Here is a 13,497-nt window from a genome sequence, read left to right as displayed (position 1 = left end):
CACGGGGATCGGGCGGTCGGCCACCCCGTGACGAAGTCCAGACGAGATGAAGAGGTGCCTGTTCGGTGAGCACGCTGCAATTTAAGCGATCGCCGCGCCTTGCTGCCCCGCGCCCGCCGGGCGGTGAGGTCCACCTCGAACCACCGCCCGAGATCCCCAGGGTGATCCCGGGCAACATCCTGATGAAGATGATGCCGATCGTGATGATCGGCGCGTCCGTCGGGATGGCGGTGCTGATGTTCTCCACCAGCGGCCGCAGCCCGGCGGCGATGATCTTCCCCGGCATGATGATGATCTCGACCATCGGCATGATGGCCGGCGGCGGGGGCGGCGGTAAGGGCCAGAAGAAGGCCGAGATGGACGAGGACCGCAAGGACTACCTGCGGTACCTCGGCCAGATGCGGGAGCGCGCCCGCGAGGCCGCCGACGAACAGCGCGCCGAGCGCGAGTGGATCCACCCGGACCCGCAGATGCTGTGGTCCATCGCGACGACCAGGCGGATGTGGGAGCGCAGGCAGGCCGACGCCGACTTCTGCCAGCTGCGGGTCGGCCGCGGCTCGCAGCGCCTCGCCACCCGGCTGGTGCCGCCGCAGACCGGTCCGGTCGAGGAGCTTGAGCCCATCGCGACGCTGGCGCTGCGCCGTTTCGTGCGCGCCCACTCGCTCGTGCCCGACCTGCCGATCTCCATCGCGCTGCGCGGCTTCGCCGCCGTCGGCCTCATCGGCGACATCGAGCACACCAGGGGCCTGGCCAGGGCGATGATCGCCCAGATGGCCACCTTCCACACCCCGGACGACCTGCTGATCGCGGTCGTCACCACCGGCCGCACCAAGACGCTGTGGGAGTGGGCGAAGTGGCTGCCGCACGTGCAGCACCCGACCCAGCTCGACGGCATCGGGCAGCGGCGGATGATGGCGGGCTCGCTCGCCGAGGTCGAGCAGATGCTCGACGACCAGCTGCGGGACCGGCAGCGGTTCACCCGCAACGCGCCGCCGCAGTCCGACCAGCCGCACGTGGTGATCGTCATCGACGACGGCGACGTCACCAGGGAGGAGCAGATCCTCCTCGAGGAGGGTCTGGTCGGCGTCACGCTGCTCGACCTGTCCGAGTCGCTCGGCAACCTCACCGCCCGCCGCGGCCTCCGCCTGGTCGTCGAGGACGACAAGCTCGGCGCCCGCAGCGCCAGCGGCGTCGAGTGGTTCGGCAAGCCGGACTGGCTGTCCGTGGTCGAGGCCGAGGCGCTGTCCCGCAAGATCTCGCCGTACCGGATCGGCGGCCAGGACGCGGGTTCCGGCGACGAGGACCCGTTGTCCTCGAACCCGGCGCTGCTCGAACTGCTCGGCATCCCGGGCGACCCGATGACCTTCGACATCCAGCAGGCGTGGCGGCCGAGGCCGGTGCGCGACCGCTACCGGGTGCCCTTCGGCATCGGCGAGTTCGGTCAGCCGGTCGAGCTGGACATCAAGGAAGCCGCGATGGAGGGCATGGGCCCGCACGGCCTGTGCATCGGCGCGACCGGTTCCGGTAAGTCGGAGTTCCTGCGCACCCTGGTGCTCGGCATGCTCGCGACCCACTCGTCCAGCTCGCTGAACATGATCCTGGTCGACTTCAAGGGTGGTGCGACGTTCCTCGGTCTGGACGCCGCGCCGCACGTCGCCGCGACCATCACCAACCTGGCGGGCGACCTCACCCTGGTCGACCGCATGAAGGACGCCATCGCGGGCGAGGTCTCGCGGCGCCAGGAAGTGCTGGCCAAGGGCAACTACAAGAACGTCTGGGACTACGAGAAGGCCCGTGAGAACGGCGCCGACATCGACCCGCTGCCCGCGCTGTTCATCTGCATCGACGAGTTCTCCGAGATGCTGACCGCAAAGCCCGACTTCATCGACATCTTCCTCCAGATCGGTCGAGTCGGCCGGTCGCTCCAGATCCACATGCTGCTCGCCTCGCAGCGACTGGAGGAGGGCAAGCTGCGCGGCCTCGACACCTTCCTGTCCTACCGGATCGGTCTGAAGACCTTCTCCGCGGCCGAGTCCCGCGCGGCCATCGGCGTGCCGGACGCGTTCGAGCTGCCGCCCATCCCCGGTTCCGGCTACCTCGGCATCCAGGGTTCGCCGCTGGTCCGGTTCAAGGCGCTGTACGTGTCCGGCCCGTACCGGCCGTCCGGCATCCAGACGTCGGGGCCCGCCGCGCCGGTCAGCGGCGACAAGCGGCCGAGGTACTTCGTGCCGGACTACATCGAGATCCCCAAGGAGCCGGTGCGGCCGATCGAGGCGGCCCCGGTGGAGAAGCCCAAGGAGGAGAGCAACGAGCCGAGCGAGCTGGAGGTCATCGTCGGCCGGCTCATCGGCCAGGGCCCGCCCGCGCACGAGGTGTGGCTGCCGCCGCTGAACGAGCCGCCGTCGCTGGACACCATGTTCCCGCCGCTCGGCCCGACCGAGGACCGGGGCGTCTCCGCGCCCGGCTTCCCGGCCAACGGCAGGCTCCAGGTGCCGCTCGGCGTCGTGGACAAGCCGTTCGAGCAGCGGCGCGACCTGCTGTGGGCGGACTTCTCCGGTGCGTCCGGGCACGGTGCGATCGTCGGTGGTCCGCAGTCGGGCAAGTCGATGATGCTGCGAACGCTGATCACCTCGATGGCGTTGACGCACACGGCCGAGGAGGTGCAGTTCTACTGCCTCGACCTCGGTGGTGGCACGCTCGCCTCGCTGGAGAACCTGCCGCACGTCGGTGGCTTCGCCGGCCGTCTCGACCCGGACAAGGCGCGCCGCATGGTCGCCGAGCTCAGCACGCTGATCACCGAGCGCGAGGCCAGGTTCCGCGAGCTGGGCATCGACTCGATGACCGAGTTCCGCAACCGGAAGCGGCGCGGCGAGGTGCCGGGCGACTCGTTCGGTGACGCCTTCCTGATCGTCGACGGCTGGATGAACTTCCGGCAGGAGTTCGAGGCGCTGGAGGCGCAGGTCCAGGCGCTGGCCGCGCAGGGCCTGTCCTACGGCGTGCACCTCGTGCTCGCCGCGAACCGCTGGGCGGAGATCCGGCCCGCGGTCAAGGACCTGCTCGGCACGAGGTTCGAGCTGCGGCTCGGTGACCCGAGTGAGTCCGACATCGACCGCAGGACGGCCGTCAATGTGCCGGCCGGCCGGCCGGGCCGCGGCCTGACCACCGACAAGCTGCACTTCCTCGTCGCGCTGCCGCGCATCGACGGGTCCTCCGACCCGGAGAACGTGGCCGCCGGTGTCGCCGACATGGTCGGCAAGCTCAACGGCGCCTGGCGGGGCAGGCGCGCGCCGCAGGTCCGCCTGCTGCCCGACCTGCTGCCCTACGAGCAGATCCTGGCCGTCGAGCAGCAGCGTCCCGCCGGCAAGCTGGTGCCGATCGGCGTCAACGAGGACGAGCTCGCGCCCGTCTACCTCGACTTCGACTCGGAGCCGCACTTCCTGGCCTTCGCCGACGGCGAGTCCGGCAAGACGAACCTGCTGCGCAACATCGTGCGCGGCATCATGGACCGCTACACCTCCAGCGAGGCGGTCATCCTGTTGGTGGACTACCGGCGCACCATGCTGGGGTTCATCAACACCGACCACCTGTTGGGCTATGCGGTCTCGTCGAACCAGCTCACCGACATGGTCAAGGACGTCCGGGGCTCGATGGTCAACCGGCTGCCCGGCCCGGACGTCACACAGGAGCAGCTGCGGAACCGGTCCTGGTGGAAGGGCCCCGAGTTGTTCGTCATCGTCGACGACTACGACCTGGTGGCGACCCAGTCGGGCAACCCGCTCCAGCCGCTGTCGGAGTTCCTGGCCCAGGCGAAGGACGTCGGCCTGCACCTGATCGTGGTGCGGCGTTCCGGTGGTGCGTCGCGGGCGCTGTACGACCCGATCATCGGCAAGCTCAAGGAGATCTCCAGCCCCGGCATCGCGATGAGCGGCAGCAAGGACGAGGGCGTGCTGCTCGGCAACGTCAAGATGTCGCCGCAGCCGCCCGGCCGAGGCACGCTGATCAGCCGCAAGGTCGGCCAGCAGCTCGTCCAGGTGGCCTGGCTGCAAGAGGAGTGACCCAGGGCGTGTCCCGCCCGGTTGTGAGCCGCGGGGTGCGGTCGGGTAAGCATGTTCGCTGCCCGGTCGCACCCCGTTGGTGCGTTGAACGAACCTGGGGGGTTCCGCTATGACCCTGCGCGTCGCCGTCGACTTCGGCACGTCCAGCACCTGCGTCGCCGTGTCGGTCGACGGTCGGGAGCCGCAGCTCGTCGTGGTCGACGGCGGGGCGCCCGTGATGCCGTCCGCCGTGTTCGCCGCGGTGGACGGCACGCTGTTCGTCGGGCAGGAGGCCGAGCGGCACGCCGCGGTGGACCCGGCGCGCTACGAGCCGCATCCCAAGCGCCGGATCGACGAGGGCGAGCTGCTGCTCGGCAGTTCCGTGCTGCGGGTGCTCGACGTGGTGCGGGCCGTGCTGACCAGGGCCGTCGGCGAGGCCCGCAGGGTGGCCGGCGGCGCGCCGGTCGACCTGCTGGTGCTGACCCATCCCGCCGACTGGGGCGCGGTGCGCACCGGGGTGCTCCGGCAGGCGGGCGGAGGTCTGTCCAGGGAGCTGGCGCTGGTGCCGGAGCCGGTGGCCGCCGCGCTGTTCCATTCGGACGCCCTCGGCAACACCATCCCCGACGGCACGGCGCTGGCCGTGCTCGACCTCGGCGGCGGCACGGTGGACGCCAGCGTGGTGCGCCGCAGCGGCGGCACCTTCCAGGTGCTGGCCACCAGGGGCGATCCCACCTTCGGCGGGGCCGACGTCGACCAGCTGCTGCTCGAACACGTCGGCGGGCTGGTCGGGCGCGAGGACCAGGGCGCGTGGCAGCAGCTCGTCGAGGGCAGGGAGATGAGCGACCGGCGCAGGCGGCGGGTGCTGCGGCAGGACGTGCGCGGCGCGAAGGAGACGCTGTCCAGGCACACCTACACCGACGTGCCGATGCCGCCGCCGTTCCCCGACGCCCACGTCACCAGGGCGGACCTGGAACGGATCGTGGCCGGGCCGTTGGACAGGGCGGCGGCGCTGGTCGCGGCGACGGTCGCCGAGGCGGGTCTGGACCCGCAGCGGCTGGCCGGGGTGTTCCTGGTGGGCGGTTCGAGCCGGATACCACTGGTGGCGAGGTTGGTGCACGAGCGCACCGGCATCGTGCCGACCAGCATCGACCAGCCAGAGACCGTCGTGGCCAGAGGAGCGTTGCGCGCCGTGAGCGTGGACCCGCAGCACACCGGCAGCACACCGATGCAGCAGTACCCGGGCCAGTCCGGCCCGCACGCCGTGCCCGGCACGCCGCCGGGCGGCTTCGGCGGCCAGTTCCCGCAGCCTGCCCCGGTCGGCACGTCCTTCCCGACCTCGTCGTTCCCCAGCAGCGTCCCCAGCAACGCCCCGAGCAGCGCGCAAACGCTTGCCAAGCCGCCGCGCAAGCCAGTCAACCCGTGGCTCGTGGTTGGCGCCGTGGTGGCGGTGGTGGCGGTGGTCGGCGCGGTCATCGTGTTCCTGTCCCGGTCCAACGGCGACCAGCCGCAGGGCAAGCAGTACGCCCAGTACGAGTACAGCTTCACCGCGCCGGCGGACTGGACGCAGTCCGGCGGCGACCCGGCGTCGAGGAAGGTGCAGCTCAAGCCGCAGGCCGGGGGTTCGGACAGCAACCTGATCGCGGTGCAGGAGACGAAGCTGAACTACGACGCGACGCAGGAGCGCACCCGCGCGGTCAGCTACCTCAAGAGCCTCTACGACAAGGGCACGAACCTGTCGGATTACAACGACAAGGCCAGCTACGGCGGCAAGGATGTCGTGTACTACCGGGAACAGTCCAGCGGCGGCACCGTCGACTGGTACGTCCTGTTCCAGGCCAAGACGCAGGTGCTGGTCGGCTGCCAGTACGCCGACGCGGGCCGCGACCAGGTCAGGTCGGCCTGCGAGCAGGTGGTGCGCACGATGAAGATCACGGGGTGATGGGGTCTGATGACCGGACCACAGGGCATGACCGAGGGGTTCGCGAGGTTCCGCAGCGACCTGGACGCGGCCGTCAGCCGAGGCAAGCGGGCCTCGGCGGAGGCGAACGAGCGCACCGAGGCGTTTCGGGGCAGAACGCGTGAGCTGACCGACCAGGTGCGCGCCCGCAAGACCAAACCGGACCCGGGCCAGCTCACCACCGACGACCTCCGCCGCGTGGCCACCGGCTTCCGCACCAGCAAGCGCCTCCCGGTAGAGCAACTGCCCACCGGCGCCGAACTCCTCGCCCCGAGTTCCCCGAGTTCACCCGAAAACGTCGCCAAGGACACCCTCCGTTCCGGCAACACTCCCGGTGTGGGTGGTAGACCACCTCGTCCGGACGACGATGACGAGGACTTTTCGCAAGAGCGAATCCTCTCGTAGCTGCGGTTCCCCGTTCTCGCGTTCACTAGCGCAACTACTTGCGAAGAACTAGCGACATCATGGAACCGACCATGGCAGTGTCGTCGTCACAAGAGGCGTACGAAGCAGGAACGCGTACGACCACGTTTCATCTATGAAGGGGGTCACACCCAATGGCTGACGGTTACTCCACTGGTAGTCAGGAACTTCTCGACCTGGCGAAGAACATCCACCAGGTCGACTCGGACACGCAGGCCACCCTGAAGAGCCTGGCTGGCAAGCTCGAGCCGCTGCAGAGTGCTTGGGGCGGCGCCGCGGCGACCGCGTTCCACCAGCTCATCGAGCGCTTCAACGACGACGCCAACAAGCTCAGCCAGGCGCTGAACTCGATCGGCGAGCAGATGTCGGGGTCGGCCGCGACCTACCTGCAGCAGGAAGAAGAGCACTCGCAGTCGATGTCGACCATCACGAATCGCCTTGGCTGAGTTTCGACTCTTTGTTTCGCCGCAGTACAGCTTGGTTCCGCATCCTTGACTGTTTTGTTTGCTAGGGGAGAACTATGAGTGACATGCAAATTAAGGTCAGCTTCGGCGCGCTTTCCAGCGCTGCCGGCGACATCGCCACCGCCGCGTCGCAGGTGGAGCAGCAGCTTTCCGACCTGAAGTCCAAGGTCGCCCCGGTCGCCGCCCAGTGGGCTGGTGGTTCGTCCGAGGGTTACCAGCAGGCTCAGAAGAAGTGGGACGACTCCGCCGCTGACCTCCGGTCGGTTCTTGCCGCCATCGGCACCGCCGTGCAGCAGGCCGTTGAGTCCTACCAGCAGGCCGAGCACCAGAACACCAACCGCTGGCAGGGCTGATTTCTCCGCACGACCTTCGTGGGCCCTGGGACTCGTCCCGGGGCCCACGTGCGTGTTTGACCGGTAGGTAAGGATTGACCGGTGACGAGCATCGACTTACGGCTGTTGGGTCCGTTGGAAGTCGCGGTCGATGATCGGGCAATCGTCATTTCGCGAGGCAGCCTCCGTGCGCTCCTTGCCGTGCTGGCTCTGCGTGCGAACTCCACCGTCACGGTCGCCGAACTGGTCGAGTGGCTCTGGGGCGAGTCGCCGCCTGCGGATGCGCGTGCCGCCGTGCAGACCTACGTCATGAGACTGCGCCGTCTGCTCGGGCCGGTCGGGGTGCTGATCCGGACGGCCGCCGGCGGATATCTCCTTTGCCTGGAAGCCTCGCAGGTCGATGTTGCCCGCTTCGACCAGTTCGTCGACGAGGCGGATCGAGCCAACGCGAGCGGTGACGCTGCCACTGCCTCGGCTCGATTCGGCGCTGCCCTGGCGCTGTGGCGCGGCCAGCCACTGTCCGACGTGCCGTCGGAGTTGGCACACCGCGAGGTCGTGCCCAGGCTGGCGGAACGCAGGCTGTACGTGCTGGAACGGCGAATCGACGCCGATCTTGCTCTGCACCGCCACGCGGAGGTCGTCGGCGAGTTGCGCGCGCTGACCGCCGAGTATCCGTTCCGCGAACGGTTCTGGGCCCTGTTGATCCGCGCGCTGAGTCGCTCCGGCCGAGCGGCCGAGGCGCTGACCGCCTATCGCGAAGTCCGCGAGTTGCTTGCCGAACAACTGGGCGTCGAGCCGGGCGCCGAACTTCGTGAGTTGCACGAGCGGCTGCTTGCCGAGGATGCCATTTTCGTCGCCCCCGAGCGCAACACTGTTCCTGCTGAGCGGACTCCGCCGAGGTCGGCCGCCGTGCCCGCGCAACTACCCAGCGACATCCCGGATTTCGTCGGTCGCGATGACGCCGTCCGATCCATCGAGTCGTCGGGCGCACCGATCGTGGTGCTGTCCGGGCCGCCGGGCGTCGGAAAGACCGCGCTCGCGGTGCATGCAGCACATCGCCTACGGGCGCGGTTTCCTGACGGGCAGCTCTACGTCGATCTGCGTGGCTACTCTCGTCGATCCGGACTGTCCACTGTGGATATTCTGGCCAGGTTCCTGCGTGCGCTGGGCGTGCCGCCGGAACAGCTCTCGCTGGAACAGGACGAGTTGGCGGCGTTGTATCGGTCGACGTTGGCTGGCCGGAGGGTGTTGGTGGTGCTCGACAACGCCGCCGCAGCCGAGAGCATCCGACCGCTGGTCCCTGGCGAAGCTGGCTGTCTGGTCCTGGTCACCAGCCGCGACACTCTGCGAGGTCTGACCGCCTCGCACGGTGCGGGCCGCGTCGACGTGCCGGTGCTGGACGAGAGGGCAGCCGGTGACCTGGTCGCCGGCATCGTCGGCGACCAACTCTCGCAGGCCGAGCCGGCCGCCGTGGCGGACCTCATTGAGTTGTGCGACAGGTTGCCGTTGGCGCTTCGCATCGCGGCCACCAACCTGATTGATCGCCCGCAGTTGTCGGTGGCGAACTACGTCGACGAGCTGCGCACGGGAGGCCGGCTCGCGGCGCTCGTCATCGAAGGTGATGACCAGGCCGCCGTTCGCGCCGCCTTCGATCTGTCGTACTCGGCGTTGAAGCCAGGGCAGGCGCGAATGTTCCGCCTCGCGGGAGTCGTCCCCGGGACCGACTTCTCGATCGAGACCGCAGCTGCGTTGAGTTCGACTGAGGCCGGTGAGGCTGGTCGGTTGCTGCGTCAGCTCACGGCGGCCAATCTCGTGCAACAGCGGGTCGCCGGTCGCTACCAGTTCCATGACCTGCTGCGCGTGTACGCACAGGAGAGAGCCGAGGCCCAGGAGACAGCAGAGCGACCTGTCTGCGAGCATCGCCTGTTCGTGCACTACCTGGTCAACGTGGAAAAGGCGGTTCGTACTCTCTATCGGGATCTGCTGCCGATGAACGTTGCTCCCGAGGGTCACACTTTCGCAGACGAGTCCGCGGCGTTGACCTGGCTGGATGAGGAGCGGTCCAACGTCGTCGCCGCGATTGACCGAGCGGTTGAGCAGGGTCTGACCTCCATCGCAGCTCAACTGACGCTGATGCTGTTCGGCTACTTCTATGCCTCACGACGAGACACGGACTGGCTCGCGACAGGCACACGAGTGCTCGCGCTGGCCCGACGCGAAAAGGACAGCTACATCGAGGCGAGCGTGCATCGGAGTCTCGCCGGCCTGAGTTTCTGCCAGAGTGACTACGGGGCTGCCATCAGGCACGGCAATCAAGCACTCACGTCATGTCGTGAGGTTGGCTGGACCCTGATGAGCGCGACATGCCTGGCGGATCTTGGGATATATCATGAGTATCTTGGCGAGTTTGACGCTGCTTTCGATGCGTTCACGATCTCACTCCAGATCAAGAGACAGGCCAAGGTGATCGGAGGGGAGGCCACGGTATTGCTCAACCTCGGCGTGCTGTCCTGGATGACTACCAAACTTCGCGCTGCGATCGACTATCTGGAAGAGGCACTGACGCTCTACCGCGCGATGGGTTCGACGGGTGCGGAGGCGATGTGCCTCGCAAACCTTGGCTCTCTGTACGCCGAACTGGCTATGTTCGACGAGTCGCGTGGTGCGACTACCGAAGCCCTCGCTCGACTTACTGGCATCGGTGACAGAGATACCGAGTCGCAGGCACTTGAAACGTTGGCGAAGATCCATTTGGAACGCGGCGAGTACGCGCAGGGTATGGAACTTGCTCGACTCGCCCTCGAGCGGGCGGTTGAGGTAAGCGGGCAACTGAAGGAGACCTCGGCACTGATCGTCCTTGGTGTCATCCTGCTGAAATCCGGGCGCCCGAAGGAGGCCGAAGAATCGTTGGCTAATGCGCTCGCCCTGGCAAGGCAGATCTCCGAGACGCGCGAGGAGGTTGAGGCGATCGTGGGGTTGACGGATGTTTGTCGCGCTTCCGGAGACTTCGTCGAGGCACGCAAACTGGCCGAGACTGCCGTCCGCGTAGTCGAATCGGGAGCCGCTGATCTCCGAAAGAGTGTCGCGTATCTCGCTCTGGCGCGTATCGATCTCGACATCGAGAAGTTCGATGATGCCGTTGTCCACGCCGAACTGGCGCTGGCAACTGCGCGGGAAACCGGACAGCGGCTCGTCGAGGCGAGAGCGCTGCACGTGCTGGGTCTTGTCAGGCAGGCGACAGGGGACACGCATACCGCACGAGACTGCTGGGGACAGGCACTCGCCATCTTCGAGGCAGTCGGAACGTCAGAAGCGGCGGAGGTCAACGCACTGCTTACGTCCTAGTCAAGTTTGGCCCGCACTTTCTGTGCGGCCGGATGCCCCAGTTCATCCAAGATGATCAGTGCCGCACTCCATGCTTCCTGTGCCGCTTCAGGATCGCCAGTCGCGTGATGGACATCGCCGATGTTCGCCAGTACATCCGCCCGCTTGTATCGGTCACGCTGCTCGTCGTACAGCTCGGAGGCTCGTATGAGGCTGGCCAAGGCCTGTGGATGGTCGCCGAAGTGATAGTGAATGTAAGCAAGGCTGTTCATGGCATCGCCTTCATCTCGTCGAAGGCCTGCTGCCCGGCAAGCCTCGATAGCTCTTGCTGCATAGGAGAGTGCACTCTGTTGATCTCCGAGATTGGCGTGGCTAACGCTTATTGCATTAAGTGTGCTACCCACGTCTTCTGTTCTTCCTATGGACTTGAACAAAGCGAGAGCCTGCTTACAGTGTGCCACTGCGCCAGCTGGGTCGTTCTGCAAATCGCATGCCCAACCAAGAGCTCGATGTGCGGACGCCTCGCCAGCGACATCACCGAGTTGACGGGCCAGCTCCAAGGCACTCTGGAGGCTCAGTCGCGCTTCGTCGAGCAGCCTGAGTGCGGCGCACGCGTGACCGAGGATCAAGTGCGTACGCGCCTGTGCCTCACGATCCTGTAGGCGCTGTGCTGCTAGCAACGCGATCCGCTGCGTGGAAACCCAGCTGTTCGGGTGTCCCTGCCAGTCGAGATAGGATGCGAGAGTCCAAGGGATCTGCCACGCATGCATGTTGAATCCGCACTCCAGGGCTTTATCGATGCTCGCGGTCAGCACCGGAAGCTCCGCGTCGAACCAAGCCAACGCCTGTGCGGAGTCACTGATTCGTTCCGTCAGCGCATGGGAGTGCGGCGGAGGCAACGTGATCGGAAGCCGCGTCGGATGCATGACCACGTTGGCGGCGTGACCGGTTTGCAGGTAGTGGTCCAGGGTTCGCGCGATCGCCGCGTGCCGCTCATCCTCGCTGTCGACTGATCGGGCCCGTTCGGTGGCATAGACGCGGAGCAGATCATGGAAGGTGAACCTGCCAGGTACGTGCTCGGTGAGCATGTGGGCTCTGGTCAACTCGGCCAACAGCGGTCCTGTCCGGGCAGTTGGCATGCCGGCCAGGCTTGCCGCTGCCGGCAGTGAGATGTCGGGCCCAGGGTGCTCTCCCAGGAACCGGAACATGCGCGCAGCCTGCGAGGAGAGGTGCGCATACGACCAAGAGAACACCGCGCGCACGTTGGTTTCGCGATCTCCTGCGTCAAGAATGTTGAGGCGGGTTCGAGCGTCTCGAAGGTCCTCGGCGAGCGTACGCAAGGGGAGCTGTGGGTTGAGTGCGGCACGTGCTGCGGCGATGGCCAGGGCAAGCGGCAACCTCGCGCAGTGCTCGATCACAGCCGAGACCGCTTCGGGCTCGGCGGTGACGCGGTCCTCGCCGAGGTAGCGCGCCAGCAGCGCCACGGCCTCCTCGCGGCTCAACACGTCCAGCGTCAGCGGCCTGGCGCCCTCGTGCGCGACCAGGCCGGCCAACTGGTTGCGGCTGGTGATCACCACCACGCAGTTCGGGCTGCCCGGCAGCAGCGGGCGGACCTGGTCCGCGTCGCGGGCGTTGTCCAGCACGATCACCATGTGGCGGTCGGCGACCAGACTGCGGTACAGCGCGGCCTGCGCGTCCGGGTCGGGCGGAATCCGTTCGGGCGGCACCTCGAAGGCGTTCAGCAGTCCCCGCACGGCGTCCTCCGGCCGCGTCGGGGGCCTGCTCGGGTCGAAACCCCTGAGGTTCACGAACAGCTGACCGTCGGGAAACCGTTCGGCGGTCTGACGCGCCCAGTGCACTGCCAGGGTGGTCTTGCCGATCCCGGCCGAGCCGTCGACCGCGGAGATCACCACAGTGCCTCCGCCGTGGGCCGCCGAGTCCAACAGTCCTGTCAACCGATGGAGTTCCTTGGCGCGACCGACGAAATGTGCCGTGTGCGCCGGAAGTTGACGTGGTGTCACGCGATGCGGGACTGCGGGCGTCACGTCGGGCGCGTCGAGTGCCGCGTCGCCGGACAGGATGCGTTGGTGCAGTTCGCGAAGCTGGGCGCCTGGATCGATGCCGAGTTCGTCGGCGAGGATCCCGCTGACAGCGCGGTAGCTGTCCACCGCCTCGGCCTGGCGGCCGGATCTGTACAGCGCGAGCATTCGCTGGGCCCAGAACCGTTCCCGCAGCGGGTGTCTCGCCGTCAGCTCCCGAAGCTCGGTGCCAAGGTGGGCGTGCCGGCCGAGTTGGAGGTCAGCCTCGATGCGGTGTTCGATCGCGGCGAGCCGCTTCTCCGCCAACGGCGGTACGAATTCTCGATGCAGGACGTCGGAGGGGACGTCGGCGAGCGGCTCGCCGTGCCACAACGACAGCGCCCGGCCGAGCAGGCCCGATGCGCTTCCGGCGTCGCCGTCGGCGAGCGACGATCTGGCTTGGTGCGCCAGGGTGTCGAACTCCGTGATGTCGAGGGCGCTGTCGGCGACCGCCAACGAGTAGCCGTCAGGCTGGGTGGTGATCGGGTCGTCGTGTCCTTCCCCGGCGAGGGTCCGGCGAAGGCGCACCACGTGTTTCTGGAGCGTGTTTCGGTTGCCTTGCGGTGTTTCCGGTCCCCACACGCGGGCGATCAGGGTGTCGACCGGGACGTTGCGGTTTGGGTCGACGAGCAGCGCGGCGAGCAGCGCGCGTTGCTTGGCGGCGGTGATGGGCACCGGTGATCCGTTGCGCAGCACCGTAAGCGGCCCAAGAAGCCGGTACCGGAATTCCGTTCTCACCGCTGTCCTCCCCGACAGCTCACCGAGCCGCGCTAACACCGCCGGACACCGAGTGCCGGCCTCAACCCCCTCAGGCACCCTGCCACAGCACCGGGTGAGCGTCGAGTGACTAGTCGACCACCGAGAGTTCACCGGGCCCCATCCCGG

At 67.5% G+C, this 13,497-nt stretch carries 7 protein-coding genes; 6 read left to right on the top strand and 1 reads right to left on the bottom strand.

Features of this window, described 5'->3' with window-relative positions; genetic code table 11:
• The first annotated feature begins 65 nt into the window (after window positions 1-65).
• The 6 genes from eccCa to F0L68_RS06270 all read left to right on the top strand — a co-directional run bounded on the left by eccCa (window position 66) and on the right by F0L68_RS06270 (window position 10,555).
• On the top strand, window positions 66-4,055 hold the full coding sequence (gene eccCa, locus F0L68_RS06295) for a type VII secretion protein EccCa (protein WP_149848500.1): 3,990 nt from the start codon (window positions 66-68) through the stop codon (window positions 4,053-4,055).
• Window positions 4,056-4,164: 109 nt separating this feature from the next.
• Window positions 4,165-5,973, top strand: coding sequence for a type VII secretion-associated protein (locus F0L68_RS06290; RefSeq protein WP_149848499.1), 1,809 nt, complete (start codon window positions 4,165-4,167; stop codon window positions 5,971-5,973).
• A gap of 9 nt (window positions 5,974-5,982) precedes the next feature.
• A complete protein-coding gene (locus tag F0L68_RS06285) occupies window positions 5,983-6,396 on the top strand; it encodes a hypothetical protein (RefSeq protein ID WP_149848498.1) in 414 nt (137 codons plus the stop codon).
• A gap of 152 nt (window positions 6,397-6,548) precedes the next feature.
• On the top strand, window positions 6,549-6,860 hold the full coding sequence (locus F0L68_RS06280; protein WP_149848497.1) for a WXG100 family type VII secretion target: 312 nt from the start codon (window positions 6,549-6,551) through the stop codon (window positions 6,858-6,860).
• A 74-nt stretch (window positions 6,861-6,934) separates the two neighbouring features.
• On the top strand, window positions 6,935-7,231 hold the full coding sequence (locus F0L68_RS06275; protein WP_149848496.1) for a WXG100 family type VII secretion target: 297 nt from the start codon (window positions 6,935-6,937) through the stop codon (window positions 7,229-7,231).
• 81 nt (window positions 7,232-7,312) lie between these two features.
• Window positions 7,313-10,555, top strand: a complete 3,243-nt coding sequence (locus F0L68_RS06270) for an AfsR/SARP family transcriptional regulator (RefSeq protein ID WP_149848495.1) — start codon at window positions 7,313-7,315, stop codon at window positions 10,553-10,555.
• Here the strand turns inward: F0L68_RS06270 and F0L68_RS06265 are convergent.
• Window positions 10,552-13,350 carry an AfsR/SARP family transcriptional regulator gene (locus F0L68_RS06265; protein WP_149848494.1) on the bottom strand — a complete coding sequence of 933 codons (2,799 nt, stop codon included), beginning with the start codon at window positions 13,348-13,350 and terminating at the stop codon, window positions 10,552-10,554. The genes F0L68_RS06270 and F0L68_RS06265 overlap by 4 nt on opposite strands.
• Window positions 13,351-13,497: the final 147 nt, after the last annotated feature.

It is taken from the genome of Solihabitans fulvus (assembly GCF_008386585.1).
GTDB lineage: Bacteria > Actinomycetota > Actinomycetes > Mycobacteriales > Pseudonocardiaceae > Solihabitans > Solihabitans fulvus.
This window is presented reverse-complemented; position numbering and strand designations above follow the sequence as displayed.